This is a genomic window from Mycolicibacterium nivoides, from assembly GCF_003855255.1.
In the GTDB taxonomy this organism is placed as follows: Bacteria; Actinomycetota; Actinomycetes; order Mycobacteriales; family Mycobacteriaceae; genus Mycobacterium; species Mycobacterium nivoides.
Genome location: NZ_CP034072.1, coordinates 5,742,045 through 5,760,691, shown reverse-complemented (window position 1 = coordinate 5,760,691; position 18,647 = coordinate 5,742,045). Strand labels below are relative to the sequence as shown.

Below are 18,647 nucleotides of genomic sequence, written 5' to 3'. Positions count from 1 at the left end.
CATGACGGTCAGCGAACCGATCCCGCATGTCGAACGGGCGATGAGTGACTCGTCGCGCCCGGGGGCTGCGCCCAAGCGTCGCCGGCGAGCCGCCAGCTTCGACGACGGGCTGATGGGTGTGGCACTGCTGGCTGGTCCGGCCAACGTGATCATGCAGCTGGCCAACCCGGGCGTCGGCTACGGCGTCGTGGAGAGTCGCGTCGACAGCGGCCGCACCGACCTGCATCCCATCAAGCGGGCGAGGACCACTTTCACCTATCTGGCCGTGGCCACCCGGGGCTCCGACGCGCAGAAGGCGGCCTACCGGCGCGCGGTCAACAAGGCCCACGCGCAGGTGTATTCCACCGAGGACAGCCCGGTGAAGTACAACGCGTTCGACAAGAACCTGCAGCTGTGGGTGGCCGCGTGCCTCTATAAGGGCGGGGTCGACGTGTTCCGGATGTTCATCGGCGAGCTGGACGACGAGACCGCTGACCGTCACTACCGCGAGAGCGTCACGATGGGCACCACGCTGCAGGTGCCCGAGGACATGTGGCCGGCCGACCGCGCCGCGTTCGACCGGTACTGGGAGGAATCGCTGGAGCGGCTGCGCATCGACGACACCGTGCGTGGCTACCTGTATCCGATCGCGGCGGGCCGACCCAAGAATCCGAGGCTGCCCCGCGCGGTGCAGCGCCGACTCGACGCGGTGGCACTACTGATCACCACGGGCTTTCTTCCGCAGCGGTTCCGCGACGAGATGCGGCTGCCGTGGGATGCCAAGAGTCAGAAGCGGTTCGACCGGCTGATCGCGGTGCTGCGCACGGTCAACGACCTGCTGCCGTCGTTCGTGCGGCAGTTCCCGTTCAACGTGCTGCTCAAAGACCTCGACTGGCGGATCCGCACCGGTCGACCACTGGTGTAGCTGCCAGATTCGCGGCGTACCCTCGCGCAGGTGCGTAGCGTTGGCCGAACAGACAATGACAACTGGGACATCACCTCGAGCGTTGGGCAGACGGCGTTATTCGTAGCTGCCTCAAGGGCATTGGAGGCTCAGAAGGGCGATCCTCTGGCCGTCGACCAATATGCCGAGGTGTTCTGCCGCAAGGTCGGGGGCGAGTGGACGACCGCGGTCGAGGGCACCGACCCCGAGCATCCGCTGCAGACCGAGTTCGGCGAGAATTTCGTCAATTTTCAGGGGGCCCGCACGAAGTACTTCGACGAGTACTTCACCCGGGCAATCGAAGCCGGGGTGCAACAGGTGGTGCTGTTGGCGGCCGGCCTCGACTCGCGCGCCTACCGGCTGCCGTGGGTCGACGGCACCGTGGTGTACGAGTTGGACCAGCCCCGGGTGCTCGAATTCAAGCGCGACACCGTGGATCAGTTGGGGGAGGAGCCCGCGGCCGAGCGCCGCGAGGTGGCGATCGATCTGCGCGACGACTGGCCGCGGGCCCTGCAGGAAAGCGGCTTCGACCCGTCGCGGCCGTCGGCGTGGATCGCCGAGGGATTGTTGATCTATCTGCCTGCCACAGCACAGGAGAAGCTGTTTGCTGGAATCGATGCGCTGGCCGCGCCGGGCAGCTTTGTCGGCATCGAGGAGGCGGTGCCGATGCCGGCCGAGGCCTTCGCGGCCAAGCGCGAAGAAGCGGTGTCGTCCGGCGAGGAGAACGCCTTTTTCACGCTCGTGTACAACCAGCAACACGAGCCGGCGGATCAGTGGTTCGGCTCGCGGGGCTGGGACGCGGTGGCGACACCGTTGCACCAGTATCTGGTCGATGTGGGTCGGCCCGTGCCCGCTGCCGACTCCGAAGCCGGCGGGATGACGGGAACTATCACCTTGGTCTCTGCGACCAAAAGGTGAGGCAGTTCACGACCTAGCTCGAGTACGTGCCTCTCGACACTTAAGTTATGCAATGCTAACTTCAGCAAAAGTTAGCTTAGCCATACATAAGGGAGAGAATCGGGGGCTTCGCTCCCGTGCACGCATATGGGTAGTGACACGCTTGCGGCTCCAGCACAGGGAGCGCCCCGGCTCGATCGCGATGTGATCAGCCGCTTCGCCACATGTTGTCGTGCGCTGGGCCTGACGGTGAACGACCGGCAACGCCCGGCCGATGTCGACGCGGCCCGGACCGGCTTTGCTGGTCTGACTCGCATCGCGCATGACCACTGTGACGCCTGGACCGGCCTGGCCGCCGCGGGCGATGTGTCCGGACCGGTCATCGACGCGGTGTGGCGCACCCGGGGCAGTGCCGGCCTGCTGCAGCGGCAGATCGACCTGGCTGCCGGCGACCTCGGGTTCACCTACGACAGTGGGCTGTACCTGCAGTTCCGGGCCGTTGACGTCGACGACTTCCAGCTCGCCTACGCCGCAAGGCGCTATGCATCGGGCGCACGTGCCGAGGCCGATGCGCTGGTGGCCGAACTGCTGGCCCGTCGCCCCGGGTGGCTGAACGCCACCTGGCTCCGGGTCGTGTTCAACCACCACGCCGAGCGCTGGTCCGACGTGGTGCGTCTGCTCACCCCGGTGGTCACCAACCCGTCGCTCGACGAGGTCGCCGCGCACGCCGCGCGGATCACCCTGGGCATCGCGCTGGCGCGCCTCGGCATGCTGGCACCCGCGCTGTCCTACCTGGAGGACCCGTCCGGCCCGATCGCGGTGGCCGCGCTCGACGGCGCCCTGGCCAAGGCGCTGACCCTGCGTGCGCAGGGCGAGGACGAGGACGCCAACGAAGTTCTGCAGGACCTGTTCGCGGCCCACCCGGAGAACAAGCAGGTCGAAGAGGCCCTGTTGGATCCGACCTTCGGGCTGCTCATCACCACCGCCGCACGCATCGACGCCCGATCCGATCCGTGGGATCCGGAGACCGAACCGACGGAGTCGGACTTCGTCGACCCGGGTGCCAAGGAGCGCAAGGCGCACCTGCTCGTCGAGGCCGAAGCCGAACTTGCCGAGTTCATCGGCCTGGAAGAAGTGAAGTTCCAGGTGGCTCGGCTCAAGAGCTCGGTCGCCATGTCGATCCGCCGCCAGGAACGCGGGCTGGCCGTGGCCCAGCGCACCAACCACCTGGTGTTCGCGGGTCCTCCCGGTACGGGTAAGACCACGATCGCCCGCGTCGTCGCCAAGATCTATTGCGGCCTGGGACTTCTCAAGAAGGAGACGGTCCGCGAGGTGCACCGCGCCGACCTGATCGGCCAGCACATCGGTGAGACCGAGGCCAAGACCAACGCCATCATCGACAGCGCGCTGGACGGCGTGCTGTTCCTCGACGAGGCCTACGCGCTTGTGTCCACCGGCGCCAAGAACGACTTCGGTCTGGTCGCCATCGACACGCTGCTGGCGCGCATGGAGAACGACCGCGACCGGCTCGTCGTGATCGTCGCGGGGTACCGCAAGGACCTCGACATGTTCCTCGACACCAACGAAGGTCTGCGTTCGCGCTTCACGCGCAGCATCGACTTCCCGTCGTACTCCTCGTCCGAACTCGTCGAGATCGCCGAGCGGATGGCCGAGAAGCGTGACAGCACATTCGAGAAGGCCGCCCACGACGACATGGAGAGGCTGTTCGGCTATCTGGCCGAAGCCACCATGCCGGACGCCAACGGTGTGCCGCGACGCAGCCTCGACATCGCCGGTAACGGCCGCTTCGTCCGCAACCTGGTCGAGCGTTCCGAGGAGGAACGCGAGTACCGCCTTGATCATTCCGAACACGACGACTTCACCGACGAGGAGATGATGACGATCACCGCCGGTGACGTGACCAATTCGGCTGCCCCGCTGCTGCGTGGCCTGGGCCTGACGGTGCCCGAATGACCACGCCCGGGCCTTCGGAGGATCGGCGGTCGTTCTCGTCCCGCACCCCGAACAACGAGAATCCCGACGGTGTGCAGTACCGGCGTGGCTTTGTCACCAAGAACCAGGTGACGGGCTGGCGATTCGTCATGCGCCGCATCGCTTCTGGCGTGGCGCTGCACGACACCCGCATGTTGGTCGACCCGCTGCGCACCCAGAGCCGGGCAGTGTTGACCGGTGCCCTGATCCTCGTCACGGGTCTGGTCGGCTGTTTCCTGTTCTCTCTGTTCCGGCCGGGTGGATCGGCGGGCAATGACACGGTCCTCGCCGACCGGTCGACGGCGGCCCTGTACGTGCGGGTCGGTGAGCAGCTCCACCCTGTGCTCAACCTGACCTCCGCGCGGTTGATCGCCGGGAAGGCGGACAACCCGACCACGGTCAAGACCAGTGAGATCGACAGGTTCCCGCGCGGGAACCTGCTCGGCATCCCCGGTGCACCCGAGCGGATGGTGCAGACCACCAGCACCGACGCGGATTGGACTGTGTGCGATGCGGTCTCCGGCACCAACGCCGGGGTGACGGTCATCGCCGGCACACTCGGATCGGGTGGTGAGCGTGCCTTGGCGCTGACTTCCGGCCAGGCCGTGCTGGTGCACAACAGCGAAGGTCCGACCCCGGGTGACTGGTTGCTGTGGGACGGCAAGCGCAGCCCGATCGATCTGGCCAACCGTGCCGTCACCGATGCCCTCGGTCTCGGCGGACAGATCCCCGCTCCGCGGCCCATCGCCGCCGGCCTGTTCAACGCCATCCCCGAGGCTCCGGCATTGACGGCTCCGCCCGTCGCCGACGCAGGCGCACCGACGAATTACGCGTTGTCGACACCCGTGCCCGTCGGCGGTGTGGTGGCGGCCTATGACGCCGACAACACCGCCCGCTACTACGCGGTGCTGTCCGACGGTCTGCAGCCGGTCTCGCCGGTGCTGGCCTCGATCCTGCGCAACACCAACTCCTACGGTCTGGACCAGGCGCCGCGGATCGGGCCCGACGAGGTGTCGCGGATGCCCGTCTCCCGGGCCATCGACACCGCCGCTTTCCCGGGAGCGCCGGTCGAGCTGGTCTCGCCGTCGACCGCCCCGGTGACCTGCGCCCAGTGGATCAAGCCGACCGGTGCGACCGAGAGCAAGCTGTCGGTTCTCTCGGGTGCGGCGCTGCCGGTGCCGGACGGGCTGCGCACCGTCGATCTGGTCGGAGCGGGCAGCAACGGCGCCGCCAACCGGGTCGCGCTGGCCCCGGGTAGCGGCTACTTCGTGCAGACCGTCGGGGCCGAGCCGGGCTCGCCGACCGCAGGCTCGCTGTTCTGGGTGAGCGACACCGGAGTCCGCTACGGCATCGAAACCGCCGGTGATGACAAAGTTGTTGCGGCGCTTGGCCTTACCGCGCCTGCCCTGCCCATTCCGTGGTCGATCCTGACGCAGTTCGCTGCCGGTCCGACCCTGTCCCGCGGCGACGCCCTCATCGCACACGATGCGCTGTCGTCCAATGCTGATTCTGCGCGCCTCGAGGCGACCCGCTGATGAGCGCTTGCGCGAAGAGGAGAACACGATGAGCAGGCTGATCTTCGAGCACCAGCGTCGGCTGACCCCGCCGACCACCCGCAAGGGAACGATCACGATCGAGCCGCCGCCCCAGTTGGAGCGGATCGTCCCGCCGTCACTGCTGCGTCGGGTGCTGCCCTACCTGATCGTCATCTTGATCGTGGGCATGATCGTGGCGCTGTTCGCGACCGGTATGCGGATGATCTCGCCGACCATGCTGTTCTTCCCGTTCGTGTTGCTCCTGGCTGCCACCGCGCTCTACCGGGGCGGCAACAAGATGCGCACCGAAGAGGTCGACGCCGAGCGCGCCGACTACCTGCGCTACCTGTCGGTGGTCCGGGACAACGTCCGTGCCCATGCCGCTGAACAGCGTGCCGCGCTGGAGTGGTCCCACCCGGAGCCCGAGGCGCTGGCCGTCATTCCGGGCACCCGGCGGCAGTGGGAGCGCGATCCGCGCGACCATGACTTCCTGGTGCTGCGCGCCGGGCTGCACGACGTGCCGCTGGATGCGGCACTGAAGGTCAAGGACACCGCCGACGAGATCGACCTGGAACCGGTGTCACACAGCACCCTCCGCGGTCTGCTCGACGTTCAGCGCACCGTGCGCGACGCCCCCACCGGCATCGACGTCACCAAGCTCGCCCGGATCACCGTGATCGGTGAGGCCGAGGAAGTCCGCGACGCGCTGCGGGCCTGGATCGCACAGGCCGTCACCTGGCACGACCCGACCATGCTGGGGGTGGCGCTGGCCTCTCCCGATGTCGATGCCGCCGACTGGTCATGGCTGAAATGGCTGCCGCACGTCGATATTTCGTCCCAGGCCGATGGTGTCGGCCCGGCCCGGTACCTGACCGCCGGTGTCGCCGAGCTGCGCGGACAACTCGATTCGACACTGGCCGGCCGGCCCGCGTTCCCCGACGAGGCAGACCAGGCGCTGAAGCACATGCTGGTCGTGCTCGACGATCCCGAAGCCGACCCCGACGACATCGCCCGCAAGCCCGGTCTGACCGGGGTGACGGTGATCCACCGCAGCGACAAGCTGCCCAACCGCGAGCAGTACCCCGATCCCGAGCGGCCCATCCTGCGGGTCACCGAAGGCCGGATCGAGCGGTGGCAGAGCAACGGATGGCAGCCCTACGTCGACAAGGCCGACGCGATGTCGGCCGCCGCGGCCGCCCACATCGCGCGCCGGTTGTCACGCTGGGACTCCAACCCCGGCTACGTGCGGTCGACCGCCACCGGCGGCGCCACCTTCACCACACTGCTCGACATCCCGGATGCCTCGGCACTGGACGTCGCGAGCCTGTGGGCCCCGCGCAACCGCGACGACGAACTGCGGGTGCCGATCGGTGTCACCGCCACCGGTGAGCCGCTGTACTTCGACCTCAAGGACGAGGCCGAGGGCGGTATGGGCCCGCACGGCCTGATGATCGGTATGACCGGCTCCGGCAAGTCGCAGACCCTGATGTCGATCCTGTTGTCGCTGTTGACCACCCACTCCGCCGATCGGCTCATCGTGATCTACGCCGACTTCAAGGGCGAGGCCGGTGCCGACATCTTCCGCAACTTCCCACAGGTCGTCGCGGTCATCTCGAACATGGCCGAGAAGCGGTCGCTGGCCGATCGGTTCGCCGACACCCTGCGTGGTGAGGTCTCCCGCCGTGAGCAACTGCTCAAGGAAGCGGGCCGGCGCGTCCAGGGCAGCGCCTTCAACTCGGTCACCGAGTACGAGGCGGCCATCGCGGCCGGGCACGACCTGCCCCCGATGCCGACGCTGTTCGTGGTCGCCGACGAGTTCACCCTGATGCTCGCCGAGCATCCCGAGTACGCGGATCTGTTCGATTACGTTGCGCGCAAGGGTCGCTCGTTCCGGATTCACATCCTGTTCGCGTCGCAGACCCTGGACGTGGGCCGGATCAAGGACATCGACAAGAACACGTCGTACCGGATCGGTCTGAAGGTGTCCAGCCCCAGCATCTCCCGTCAGATCATCGGGGTCGAGGACGCTTATCACATCGAATCGGGTCGCGAGCACAAAGGCGAGGGCTTCCTGGTGCCCGCCCCCGGTGCGGTGCCGATCAAGTTCCGCAGCACCTACGTCGACGGCATCTACGATCCGCCGCGCGCCGAGAAGTCGATCGTGGTGCGGGCGCTGCCGCAGCCGCAGCTGTTCACGGCATCGCGGGTCGAGCCCGAGCCCGACACGGTGATCGTCGTCGGGGGGCACGGCCAGGAAGGCACGGACGTCTTGCCTCCTCGCAAGCTGATCGCCACCGTCGGCGACCAGCTGGCCGCCTACGGCCCGCAGGCACCCAAGCTGTGGCTGCCGCCGCTGGACGATTCGATCGCGCTGGACGATGTGCTGGCCCGTACCGAGGTGGAGCCCGGTCAATTGCGTTGGCCGCTGGGCGAAATCGACAAGCCGTTCGAGATGCGCCGGGACGCACTGGTGTTCGACGCGAACTCGTCGGCAGCCAACGTGCTGATCCACGGTGGTCCGCGATCGGGCAAGTCGACCGCGCTGCAGACGTTCGTCTTGTCGGCCGCGGCGCTGCACTCGCCGAGCGAGGTCAGCTTCTACTGCCTGGACTACGGTGGCGGACAGCTCGCCGGCCTGGCGGATCTTGCCCATGTCGGCAGTGTGGCCACCCCGCTGGAGCCCGAGCGCATCCGCCGTACCTTCGGTGAGCTCGAGCAGTTGCTGCGGGCCCGTCAGCGGCAGGGCGCGGTGAGCCGGGTTGGCGGCTCCACCGGAAAATATGACGACGGTTACGGTGAGGTCTTCCTGATCGTCGACAACCTGTACGCGTTCAGCCGGGACAACACCGATACGTTCAACACCCGTAATCCGTTGCTGGCCAGGGTGACCGAGCTGGCCAACACCGGGCTGGCCTACGGCATCCACGTCGTGATCACCACGCCGAACTGGCTGGAGGTGCCGCTGGCGATGCGTGACGGCCTGGGCCTGCGTCTGGAACTCAAGCTGCACGACAGCCACGACAGCATCGTGCGCGTGGTGGGTGCGCTGCGCCGTCCGGCCGAATCGGTGCCTGCCGATCAGCCGGGCCGCGGCCTCACGATGGCCGCCGAGCACTTCCTGTTCGCCGAGCCGCAGCTGAGCGACATCGCCGTCATCAACGCCCGCTACCCGGGGCAGAGCGCACCGCCGGTGCGTCTGCTGCCCACCGCGCTGGCTCCGGCCGCGCTGGCGCCGCTTTACCCGGCGCCCGAGCAGGTGGTCATCGGGCAGCGTGAAGAGGACCTGGCTCCGGTCGTGGTCGACTTCAAGAACAACCCGCTGCTCGCGGTGTTCGGCGATACGAGGTCGGGCAAGACCACGCTGCTGCGTCACATCATCCGGACCATCCGCGAGAACTCGCGGCCGGACGAGGTGGCCTTCACGGTGATCGACCGGCGCCTGCATCTGGTGGAGGAGCCGTTGTTCCCGGACAACGAGTACACCGCCAACATCGACCGCGTGCTGCCGGCGATGCTTGGTCTGTCGGCTCTCATCGAGAAGCGCCGTCCGCCGGCCGGTTTGAGCCCGCAGGAGCTCAGCGCCTGGCGTCAGCGGACGAGTCCGGACGGCCACATCCACTACCTGATCATCGACGACGTGGACCAGATCCCCGACGGACCCGCCGTCAGCGGGCCGTTCGCGGGTCAGCGCCCGTGGACCAACATCGTGGGTCTGCTGGCCGAGGCTTCCGATCTGGGTCTGCGCGTCATCGTGACGGCCCGGGCCACCGGATCGGCGCACGCCGTGATGACGGCGCCGCTGCTGCGTCGCCTCAATGATCTGCAAGCGACCACGTTGATGCTGTCCGGCAATGCCGCCGACAGCGGCAAGCTCCGCGGGCACCGGTTCGCCCGGTTCCCCGCGGGACGCGGCATGTTGCTCGGCGACGGCGACGCGCCCGAGTTCGTCCAGCTCGTCAACCCACTCATCGATGACACGGCGCTGTCCGTGAACAACGGGAGAAAGGAATTCTGATGACATTGCGGGTAGTTCCGGAAGGATTGACCGCCGCGAGTGCGGCAGTGGAGGCGCTCACTGCGCGTCTGGCCGCCGCGCATGCCGCGGCCGCACCCCTGGTCTCGGCGGTGATCCCGCCTGCCGCGGATGCGGTGTCGTTGCAGACCGCGACCGGGTTCAGCGCGCACGGTGCCCAGCACTCGGCACTGGCCGCCCAGGGCGTGGAGGAACTCGGCCGCTCGGGTGCCGGCGTCGCGGAGTCCGGTGCCAGCTATGTCACCGGCGACGCGATGGCTGCCTCGTCCTACATGATCGCGCGCGGCCTCTGACATGACCGCCCCCATCTGGATGGCCTTACCGCCCGAGGTGCACTCGACGCTGCTTTCCAGCGGCCCGGGCGCCGGGCCGTTGCTGGCCGCCGCGGGGGCCTGGCAGTCGCTGAGCGCCGAATACGCCTCGGCGGCAGCAGAACTCACCAGCGTGTTGGGTGGGGTGCAGGCCGGGTCGTGGGAAGGGCCGAGCTCGGAGCAGTATGTCGCCGCCCACGGTCCCTACCTGACGTGGCTGGCCCAGCAGAGTGCGAACAGCGCCGCGGTGGCTGTGCAACACGAGACGGCGGCCGCGGCCTACACCACAGCGGTGGCCACCATGCCGACCCTGCCCGAGCTGGCGCTGAACCACGTCGTGCACGGCGTCCTGATCGCCACGAACTTCTTCGGTATCAACATGATTCCGATCGCGGTCAACGAAGCCGACTACGTGCGGATGTGGATCCAGGCGGCCACCACGATGGCCACCTACCAGGCCGTCTCGGGGGCCGCGGTCATGGCGGCCCCGACCAGCACGCCGTCGCCGATGCTGCTCAAACCCGGTGTGGGGGAGGCAGGCACCGCGTCGGCCAATGCGCAGCAGATGATGGCGCAGGCCACCGCGACCGATTCCGGTTCAGCGTTGACCAATGCCGACGCGACGGCGGACAGCGAGTACCCGAATCTGCCCCAATGGCTGATCGATTACGTCAGGACGTTGCCCGGCAGTGAAGACATTCTCAGATTTCTGAATGATCCGCTCGGCATCATCCAGCAAATGATCGAAACCCTGCTGACGAATCCTGCCGGCTTCCTCACCGAATGGGGACCGTTGCTGGGCGCCGTGCTCTACCAGGCGATCTTCCAGCCCGTGGGCTGGGGCACCTGGATCGGTGTCGCCCTGTCGCCGTTCCTGGTGCCACTGCTCGGGATCGGCCTTGCCTTCCTGGGATTTCTCGGCATGCTGCCCACGGACGCTCCGCCGGCAGATGTTCCCGCCGACGCCGAAACTCCGGTGGCTCCGGCGCGGGCCGATCAGGGGTTGCCGATGGCGGGCCTGGGCCCGGCAGGCGTCGGCGCCGGTGCACCCGCCGCTCCCGCGGGCGCACCCGCTGCCGGCGCCGGTGCGGTCGCAGCTCCGGCTCCGGTCCCCGCCGCGGCGTTCGCGCCGTATGCGGTGATGGGCAACGACCCCGACGAGGGCTTCAGCCCGACGGTGGGCGGCAAGTCCAGTGCCTCGGCGCCGGCGGCCGGAATTCCCGCGGCAGCCTCGGGTGTGGCAGCGTCGCTGGCGGCACGGCGGAAGCGTCGGCGCAAGCGGGGTGCGGCGCTGGAGGACCACGCCTATGCGGATGCCTACATGGACTACGAACAGCCGGATCCGGATCCCGCGCCCCAGCCGGAGCGGCGAGTGCGCGCATCTGAGAGCGGTTCAGGGACCATGGGATTCACCGGTACCGAAACGAAATCCGATGCGGCCGCGGCCGGTTTGACCACCTTGTCAGGCGAGAGGTTCGACGAGAGCCCCGTCTCGCCGATGCTGCCCGGTTCCTGGGACCCCAACGAGGCCCCAGGTGATCCGGAAGGGGGTTCGCGCAGCTGACCAGACCCGTACTGCATTTCTGGATGCACTACCCACCACCAACGATCCGAAAGGAAAAACCATGAGTCTGTTGGACGCTCACATCCCCCAGCTGATCGCTTCCGAGGCCGCCTTCGGCGCCAAGGCCGCACTGATGCGCAGCACCATCGCGCAGGCCGAACAGGCCGCGATGTCTTCGCAGGCCTTCCACATGGGTGAGGCCTCCGCCGCGTTCCAGGCCGCTCACGCCCGGTTCGTCGAGGTGTCGGCCAAGGTCAACGCGCTGCTCGACATCGCGCAGCTCAACCTCGGCGACGCCGCGGGCACCTACGTCGCCCAGGATGCCGCCGCCGCCAGCACCTACACCTCGGTCTAGCCGAACAAGCAACGGATACAGGAGTTTTCATGTCTCAGATCATGTACAACTACCCGGCCATGCTGGCTCACGCCGGGGAGATGAACACCTACTCGGGTGCTCTGCACGCCGTGGGCGCCGACATCGCCGCCGAGCAGGCCGCGCTGAGCAGCGCTTGGCAGGGTGACACGGGTATGACCTACCAGGCCTGGCAGGCACAGTGGAACCAGGCCATGGAAGAGCTCACCCGGGCCTACCGTGCGATGGCATCCACCCACGAGATGAACACCATGTCGATGAGCGCGCGTGACGCCGCCGAAGGGGCCAAGTGGGGCTAGTGTCGGTGGCTCGGCGTTGAGCACTGGAGCTAACGCGGTCGAGCTCACCACCGATCAGGCCTGGTACCTCGCCGAGGTACTCGGCGCCGGAGCCTACCCGTGGGTGCTGGCCATCACGCCGCCCTACAGCGAACCGGCGCAGCGGTTCGGCTTTGCCGCCGAGCAGACCGCTGAGCTGACCAGGATGGGCGTGCTCGACGCCAGTGGTGGGGTCAATCCGCAGGTGGCGCAATGGGTTCGGCTGGCTTGCCGGGCGGCCCAATGGCTTGACCTGCGGTTTGTCTCCGGCCCGGGGGATCTGCTGCGCGGGATCGTGGCGCGATCGGGTGGTTCGTCCGGCCGGACTGTCGTGGTGTTGCGCAACGCGCAACTGGTGACGTTCACCGAGATGGACATCCACCACCCCCACGCCCTGGTCCCGGTGCTCACCGCCGGTCTGTCGCAACGCAGGCCGGCGCGGTTCGAGGAGTTCGCGCTCCCGGCCGCGGCCGGTGCCCGCGCCGACGAGCAGATCCGCAACGGCACCTCGCTGGTCGAAGTGCTGGGATTCCTCGGTGTCCCGGCCTCGGCCCGGCCGATCGTGGAATCGGTGTTCGACGGACGGCGTACCTACGTCGAGATCGTCGCCGGAGAGCACCGCGACGGCCACCGGGTCACCACCCAAGTGGGGGTCAGCATCATCGACACCCCCGAGGGCCGGATTCTGGTCTCCCCGTCAAAAGCTTTTGACGGGGAATGGATTTCGACCTTCACGGCGGGCACTGCCGAAGCGATCGCGATGGCGATCGAACGGCTGACGGCCTCGCTGCCCAGCGGTTCCTGGTTCCCCGACCAGCCGCTCATCCGCGACTTCGACAGCGAAGCCGTCAACGAAGACCACGCTCTACCCCACCGAGATCCACGCTCCACGAGAAGAACCCAGAAAGCATAGGAATGTCCGACAACACTGTGATGCCGATCGTTCGGGTGGCCGTGCTGGCCGCTGGAGACGACGGCGGCCGGCTGACCGAGATGGCCCTGCCGTCCGAGCTGCCGTTGCGCGAGATCCTGCCCGCGGTCCAGCGCATCGTGCTCCCCGTCGGGGGCGACGACGGCGCGAGCGCCCCGGACCCGGTCAGGCTCAGCCTGGCCCCGGTCGGGGGAGCGCCGTACAGCCTGGATGCCACGCTCGACACCGTCGGTGTGGTGGACGGGGATCTGCTTGCGCTGCAAGCCGTTCCCGCCGGGCCCGCTGCGCCGCGCATCGTCGAGGACATCGCCGACGCCGCCGTGATCTTCTCGGCTGCCCGCCAGCGTCCGTGGGGCGCCGCGAACATTGCGCGCTACGCAGCGCTGGCCCTGATCGGGCTGGTCCTGGTGGGTACCGGCCTGGCCGTCGCCCACCGTGTGGTGACCGGTGAACTGCTCGGACTGTTCGTCGCAGGCGGCATCGCCATCGCCACCGTGCTGGCCGCGCTGTCGACCAGAGGCCGGTCACCGGTCCTGGCCACGGCCCTGGCCGTCACCGCTCTGGTTCCTGTCGCGGCGGTGTTCGGCCTCGGTGTGCCAGGCGAGTTCGGTGCACCCAGCGTCCTGCTGGCCGCGGCCGGAGTGGCCGCTTGGTCCCTGATCAGCATGGCCAGCTCGCCCGATGACCGGGGCATTGCGGTGTTCACCGCGACCACCGTCGCCGGAGTCGGCGTGTCGCTGGTCGCGGGTGCGGCCTCGCTGTGGGAGATCAACTCGACGGTGATCGGGTGCGCGTTGATCCTCATCGCCCTCGTGGTGACCGTTCAGGCTGCCCAACTGTCCGCGATGTGGGCCCGATTCCCGCTGCCGGTCATCCCGGCTCCGGGCGATCCGTCCCCGTCGGCACATCCGCTTTCGGTGCTGGCCGACCTGCCGCGCCGGGTTCGGGTGAGTCAGTCGCATCAGACCGGCGTGATCGCCGCCGGCGTGCTGCTGGGCGTGGCCGGGTCGCTGGCCCTGGTCAGTTCGCCGACCGCGTCGCCGTGGGCCTGGTATGTCGTGGCGGCCGCTGCGCTCGGTGCCGCACTGCGGGCCCGTGTCTGGGACTCGGCCTCGTGCAAGGCATGGTTGCTGGGCCATCCCTACCTGGTGACCGTTGCCTTGTTGGTGGCCTTCGCAATCGATGGTCGCTACCAGGCCGCGTGGTGGGCGCTGGCCGTGCTGGCCGCCCTGGTCGTGGTGTGGGTGGTCGCCGCGCTGAATCCGCGGGCCGCGTCCCCGGACACGTACTCGCTGCCGATGCGGCGGCTGGTCGGCTTCCTGGCCACCGGTCTCGATGCCTCGCTGATCCCGGTGATGGCCTTCGTCATCGGGCTGTTCAGCCTCGTTCTCGACAGGTGATGAATCGGTGATCCACAAGAGCCTGGGTGTCCTGGCCACGGCCGGTCTGGTGCTGTTGGTCGGCTCCCCGTCGGCGGGTGCAATCAGCCCGCCCGAGGTCGACCCAACGGTCGCCCCGCCGGCCGGCAGTGCCGGCCCGGTTGAAGCGATGGCGCAGCGTTCGGCGTGCGCCACCACCGAGGTGCTGCCGGGCACCGATCCGGGGTCCGTCAACCCGAATCAATTGGCGCTCAACCTGTCCGGTGCATGGAAGCAGAGCCGCGGACAAGGGCAGACCGTCGCAGTCATCGACACCGGGGTGCAGCCGGGACCCCGGCTGCCCCATGTCGAAGGTGGCGGTGACTTCATCGAATCCACCGACGGGCTGACCGACTGTGACGGCCATGGCACCTCGGTGGCAGGCCTCATCGCCGGGCAGCCGGGGCCCGACGGGTTCTCCGGTGTGGCGCCGGAAGCCCGGCTGATCTCGATTCGGCAGAACTCGCCGCGGTTCGCCCCGCGCACCCCCGGCGCCGACGCCGTCGAGGCGCGAGCGGCGGCCGACGTGGCCAGCCTGGCCCGGGCGGTGGTGCGCGCGGCCGACATGGGTGCGCGCGTCATCAACATCTCCGTGGTGACCTGCGTGCCCGCCGACAAACACATCGACCAGACCGAACTCGGTGCGGCGCTGCGTTACGCGGCGGTCGAGAAGGACGCGGTGATCGTCGCGGCCGCGGGCAACACCCAGGGCGGGGTCTCCACCGGATCGGCGTGCGGCTCCAATCCGCTTGCCGGGGCTCCGAACGATCCGCGCAACTGGGGCGGAGTCTCGTCGGTGTCCATTCCTTCGTGGTGGCAGCCCTACGTGCTGTCCGTCGGGTCGCTGAACGCGACCGGCCAGCCTTCCGGATTCACCATGGCCGGCCCGTGGGTCGGCATCGCCGCGCCGGGAGAGAACATCGCGTCGGTGAGCAACGCGCCCGGCGGTGGACTCTCCAATGCCATGCCCACCAATCAGGACAAGCTGGTCCCGCTGAACGGCACCAGCTACGCCACGGCGTACGTGTCCGGCGTTGCGGCCTTGGTGCGCAGCAAGTTTCCCGATCTGAACGCGCGTCAGGTGGTGCACCGACTGACCACGACGGCGCAGGGCGCGGCCCGTTCGCCGTCGAACGTGATCGGCGCCGGCGGTGTCGATCCGGTGGCCGCGCTCACCTGGGACGTCGCCGGCATGCCGTTGGACGGACCGGCGGAGCCTGCAGGCAAACCCATTGCCGCACCGGCAGAACCGGCCCCGCGTGACAACACCGGGCGAATCGTCGCATTCGCCGGCACCGGAGCACTTGCGCTGGCGGCAATTGCCGTTGCGTTCAGCGCATACCGACGGAAGGACCATTCATGACCGCCCGACTCGCGTTGGCGTCCCTGTTCATCGTCGCGGCGGTCCTGGCCCGGCCGTGGCAGACCAACACCGAACGGTGGGTGCTCGGCGTCTCCGTCGCAGCGACGGTGCTGTTGCTGGCCTGGTGGGGCGGGTTGTTCCTGACCACTCGGATCGCCAGGTACATCGCGGTGTTGCGGCGCAACCTCGCCAAGAACGGGCCGGCCGAGAAGCCGGACGCCGAGACCGTCGTGCTGCGCGTGGATCCCGCGGACCCGGCGCAGCTTCCGGTCGTGGTCAGCTACCTGGACAGGTATGGCATCCGCTGCGACAAGGTCCGGGTGACCCACCGCGATGCCGATGGCGTGCGACGTAGCTGGATCAGCCTGACCGTTGCCGCCGTCGACAATATCGACGCGTTGCGCGCGCGGTCCTCGCGAATCCCGTTGCGGGACACCACCGAGATCGTCGGGCGTCGGCTCGCCGATCATCTGCGGGAGCAGGGCTGGACGGTCACGCTCGTCGACGGGGTGGATGCCCCGCTGCCCGACCCGGGCAAGGAAACCTGGCGCGGCGTCAAGGACGACTCCGGATTCGTGGCGGCCTACCGCGTCAGCGTCGGCGACAAGCTGGAAACTGTGCTGGCCGAGATCGGCGCGGTGCCGGCCCAGGAAACCTGGACCGCACTGGAGTTCACCGGATCTCCGGCACAGCCGCAGTTGACGGTGGGAGCGGCGTTCCGCACCGGGGACCGGCCGTCACGTAAGGCTCCGTTGGCCGGCCTGAAACCGGCCGGTGGCCGGCATCGCCCCGCGCTGGCAGCGCTCAACCCGTTGTCTTCGAACCGTCTGGAAGGCACCCCCGCCGCGCTGCCGCAGGTGCTGCCGCAGGCGTCAGTCGAACATGAAGTCCTGCAGGAAGCGGGTCATCCGGCGTAGGTAGTCCGGCTGGCTCACATGCAGTAGGTGGTTGCCGGGGAACCAGTGGAACGCGCAGCGATCCCAGTGTTCCCACAGCATTTCGGCCTGCTGGGGCGGGGCCAGCCGGTCACCGAGGCCGGTGATGATCAGCCGTCGCTCCTTGGGCACCAGTGGGCGGTAGTTCAGCGGCGAGGCGAACCGTGCCGCCGCTTCCGTCAGTGAGCGGTCGGTTCTGGCCACGAGCCTTTGCAGGGCCACCAGCTTGTTGGCCGGGAACCACTCGTCGACCGTGCGATCCGGTGTCACCACGGGGACATTGGGGACCACGGCCTGAATCCGGTCGTCCACGCCGGCCAGCAGTGCCGAGGTGAAGCCACCCAGGGAGATTCCGGTCAGGGCAACCCGATCGACACCGGTGGACTCCAGATAGTCGATCAACGAACGGAAGTCGTGCACAGCCTGGGCCATGGCCTCGGAGAAGCCGGCGAATCCGTGGGAGAAGAATCCGTAACCGCTGAACGGTGAGAACCGTTCGGCGCGGCGACCGTGAAACGGCAGGGTGTACAACAGCACGTCGTACCCCGAGCGGTAGAACCACGGCAATGACAGGAACAGGCCGTTCGCCAGATACGGCGACCCCATGAACCCGTGGATTACACACAGCGTGGGATGCGGTCCGTCACTGTGGCGCCAATGCTGGGCCCGCACAACGTTGTTGAGGGTGAACCCGCTGCACAGGTCGCGCAGGGCAGGGTTGACCGCGGTGAAGCTGCTGTCGAACCGGATGTTCTCGACCCGGCCGTGTGCGATCATCTCGGCGACCGGACTGGCCCGGCGGGTGGACACCCGCGGCGGCCGGGTGGGCGCGGGGAACGACACCGCGGGATCTTGCGCGGTGGCCAGCTCGGCGTAGAACCGCATGTGGTCGTGCTCGGTCCGAGACGCCGACGGATGCAGCATCGACGCCAGCGTGGTCGGCACCATCGAGGTGGCCACGATCGAGGCGACCCCGGTCCGTAACGCGATGTCGGCGATCGCGGAGGCGTCGACGATGGCGCGCTGCCGCAGGGTCAGGTCGCCACGCGCAGGCAGACCGCGCGCACCGGCATCGCCGCCGGGGACGTCGGGAACAGGGATCGGGGGTTCGACCGGGTCCGGGTCCACAATTCCCGATGCTAGCTAACTGCTCAGCTCAGCCTGAACAACTTCGCCGCGTTGTCGTGCAGAACGTTGCGCCGCCAGGTGTCGTCCACTCCCGGCAGGTCGATCAGGTGATGCACGGCCTCGGCGTACCCGTACGGGATGTTCGGGAAGTCGCTGCCGAACAGGATGTGTTCACCCAGGTCTTTCACCCGGCTCACTTCGTCGGCGGGAAACGGCATCATCTCCTCGACGAACGGGGTGAACGCCATCGTGGTGTCCAGGCGCACGTTGTCGTAGCGCTCGGCGAGATCGAGGAACGCGGAGTACTCGGGCATTCCCATGTGCGCGATGATCAGTGCCAGACGCGGGTAGCGGCTCAGCAGTCGGACGATCGGGTCCGGGCCGGTGAAGTCTCCGGGCGCCGGTCCGGAACCGCAGTGGATGACCACTGGGACGCCGGCGTCTTCGATCTGCCCCCAGACCTGGTCGAGCAGCGGATCGTTGGGTTCGTAGTTGCCCACCTGGATGTGTGCCTTGAACACCTGGGTACCTGCGGCGATGGCGTCGGCGACGTACCCCGCGGCGGGCTCTTCGGGGAAGAACGTGGCGGTGGCCAGGCAGTCCGGGGTGTCCTGCGCGAAGCCTCGCGCCCACTGGTTCAGCCAGGCCGCCATGTCGGGCTTGTGCGGGTAGATCAGCGAGGAAAATCGTCTGATGCCGAACTCCCGCAGCGTGGCGACCCGCTGTGCCTCGTCGGCGCGGTACGTGATGGGCCATGCCCGGCCGATCAGTGGACCCTGGCTGTCGAAGTACTGCCACACCTTGTCCATGACGTTCTTGGGCATGAAGTGGGTGTGCACGTCGACGATGCCGGGCAGGCCCAGCTCAGTCCAGATTGCGCGGACCTTTTTCGATTCATCCATCGTCGACGATCATGCACCGCCGGCCC

15 protein-coding genes are annotated in these 18,647 nt (G+C 68.2%); 13 read left to right on the top strand and 2 right to left on the bottom strand.

The window, feature by feature from the left end:
* The first annotated feature begins 1 nt into the window (after nucleotide 1).
* The 13 genes from EH231_RS28180 (at nucleotide 2) to eccE (ending at nucleotide 16,573) form a co-directional block, all read left to right on the top strand.
* On the top strand, nucleotides 2–904 hold the full coding sequence (locus EH231_RS28180; protein ID WP_164481048.1) for an oxygenase MpaB family protein: 903 nt from the start codon (nucleotides 2–4) through the stop codon (nucleotides 902–904).
* A gap of 30 nt (nucleotides 905–934) precedes the next feature.
* Complete coding sequence (locus tag EH231_RS28175) at nucleotides 935–1,840, top strand: class I SAM-dependent methyltransferase (protein WP_090424023.1); 906 nt, start codon at nucleotides 935–937, stop codon at nucleotides 1,838–1,840.
* A gap of 183 nt (nucleotides 1,841–2,023) precedes the next feature.
* Nucleotides 2,024–3,793 carry a type VII secretion AAA-ATPase EccA gene (gene eccA / locus EH231_RS28170; protein WP_090424024.1) on the top strand — a complete coding sequence of 590 codons (1,770 nt, stop codon included), beginning with the start codon at nucleotides 2,024–2,026 and terminating at the stop codon, nucleotides 3,791–3,793.
* A complete protein-coding gene (eccB, locus tag EH231_RS28165; protein WP_090424025.1) occupies nucleotides 3,790–5,346 on the top strand; it encodes a type VII secretion protein EccB in 1,557 nt (518 codons plus the stop codon). The genes eccA and eccB overlap by 4 nt, the downstream gene beginning before the upstream one ends.
* A gap of 28 nt (nucleotides 5,347–5,374) precedes the next feature.
* Complete coding sequence (eccCa, locus tag EH231_RS28160) at nucleotides 5,375–9,361, top strand: type VII secretion protein EccCa (RefSeq protein WP_090424026.1); 3,987 nt, start codon at nucleotides 5,375–5,377, stop codon at nucleotides 9,359–9,361.
* Nucleotides 9,361–9,672, top strand: coding sequence for a PE family protein (locus EH231_RS28155; protein ID WP_090424027.1), 312 nt, complete (start codon nucleotides 9,361–9,363; stop codon nucleotides 9,670–9,672). The genes eccCa and EH231_RS28155 overlap by 1 nt, the downstream gene beginning before the upstream one ends.
* Before the next feature lies 1 nt (nucleotide 9,673).
* Nucleotides 9,674–11,254, top strand: a complete 1,581-nt coding sequence (locus tag EH231_RS28150) for a PPE family protein (protein ID WP_090424028.1) — start codon at nucleotides 9,674–9,676, stop codon at nucleotides 11,252–11,254.
* Nucleotides 11,255–11,315: 61 nt separating this feature from the next.
* Nucleotides 11,316–11,609 (top strand): type VII secretion system protein EsxG, encoded by a 294-nt coding sequence (gene esxG, locus EH231_RS28145; protein WP_029106090.1) that lies wholly within the window; start codon nucleotides 11,316–11,318, stop codon nucleotides 11,607–11,609.
* A 29-nt stretch (nucleotides 11,610–11,638) separates the two neighbouring features.
* Nucleotides 11,639–11,926, top strand: coding sequence for a WXG100 family type VII secretion target (locus tag EH231_RS28140; RefSeq protein WP_019342950.1), 288 nt, complete (start codon nucleotides 11,639–11,641; stop codon nucleotides 11,924–11,926).
* Between the two features lie 16 nt (nucleotides 11,927–11,942).
* Nucleotides 11,943–12,857 (top strand): ESX secretion-associated protein EspG, encoded by a 915-nt coding sequence (locus EH231_RS28135; RefSeq protein WP_090424029.1) that lies wholly within the window; start codon nucleotides 11,943–11,945, stop codon nucleotides 12,855–12,857.
* Nucleotides 12,858–12,859: 2 nt separating this feature from the next.
* Complete coding sequence (gene eccD / locus EH231_RS28130) at nucleotides 12,860–14,275, top strand: type VII secretion integral membrane protein EccD (protein WP_090424030.1); 1,416 nt, start codon at nucleotides 12,860–12,862, stop codon at nucleotides 14,273–14,275.
* A gap of 7 nt (nucleotides 14,276–14,282) precedes the next feature.
* Nucleotides 14,283–15,656, top strand: a complete 1,374-nt coding sequence (gene mycP, locus EH231_RS28125; RefSeq protein WP_090424031.1) for a type VII secretion-associated serine protease mycosin — start codon at nucleotides 14,283–14,285, stop codon at nucleotides 15,654–15,656.
* On the top strand, nucleotides 15,653–16,573 hold the full coding sequence (gene eccE / locus EH231_RS28120; protein ID WP_090424032.1) for a type VII secretion protein EccE: 921 nt from the start codon (nucleotides 15,653–15,655) through the stop codon (nucleotides 16,571–16,573). The genes mycP and eccE overlap by 4 nt, the downstream gene beginning before the upstream one ends.
* Here eccE and EH231_RS28115 read toward each other — a convergent pair.
* Both EH231_RS28115 and EH231_RS28110 read right to left on the bottom strand, forming a co-directional pair.
* Nucleotides 16,529–17,719 (bottom strand): alpha/beta hydrolase family protein, encoded by a 1,191-nt coding sequence (locus tag EH231_RS28115; RefSeq protein WP_124713783.1) that lies wholly within the window; start codon nucleotides 17,717–17,719, stop codon nucleotides 16,529–16,531. The two genes, eccE and EH231_RS28115, sit on opposite strands and share 45 nt — an antisense overlap.
* A gap of 23 nt (nucleotides 17,720–17,742) precedes the next feature.
* The gene (locus tag EH231_RS28110; protein WP_090424034.1) at nucleotides 17,743–18,621 is read right to left on the bottom strand and encodes an amidohydrolase family protein; all 879 of its coding nucleotides are present in this window, start codon (nucleotides 18,619–18,621) and stop codon (nucleotides 17,743–17,745) included.
* Nucleotides 18,622–18,647 lie beyond the last annotated feature (26 nt).

Excerpts from the sequence above, each read along its gene's own strand:
- EH231_RS28180 (WP_164481048.1), top strand. The coding sequence starts at position 2 with ATGACGGTCAGCGAACCGATCCCGCATGTCGAACGGGCGATGAGTGAC.
- eccB (WP_090424025.1), top strand. The coding sequence starts at position 3,790 with ATGACCACGCCCGGGCCTTCGGAGGATCGGCGGTCGTTCTCGTCCCGC.
- eccCa (WP_090424026.1), top strand. The coding sequence starts at position 5,375 with ATGAGCAGGCTGATCTTCGAGCACCAGCGTCGGCTGACCCCGCCGACC.
- EH231_RS28155 (WP_090424027.1), top strand. The coding sequence starts at position 9,361 with ATGACATTGCGGGTAGTTCCGGAAGGATTGACCGCCGCGAGTGCGGCA.
- EH231_RS28150 (WP_090424028.1), top strand. The coding sequence starts at position 9,674 with ATGACCGCCCCCATCTGGATGGCCTTACCGCCCGAGGTGCACTCGACG.
- esxG (WP_029106090.1), top strand. The coding sequence starts at position 11,316 with ATGAGTCTGTTGGACGCTCACATCCCCCAGCTGATCGCTTCCGAGGCC.
- EH231_RS28140 (WP_019342950.1), top strand. The coding sequence starts at position 11,639 with ATGTCTCAGATCATGTACAACTACCCGGCCATGCTGGCTCACGCCGGG.
- eccD (WP_090424030.1), top strand. The coding sequence starts at position 12,860 with ATGTCCGACAACACTGTGATGCCGATCGTTCGGGTGGCCGTGCTGGCC.
- eccE (WP_090424032.1), top strand. The coding sequence starts at position 15,653 with ATGACCGCCCGACTCGCGTTGGCGTCCCTGTTCATCGTCGCGGCGGTC.
- EH231_RS28110 (WP_090424034.1), bottom strand. The coding sequence starts at position 18,621 with ATGGATGAATCGAAAAAGGTCCGCGCAATCTGGACTGAGCTGGGCCTG.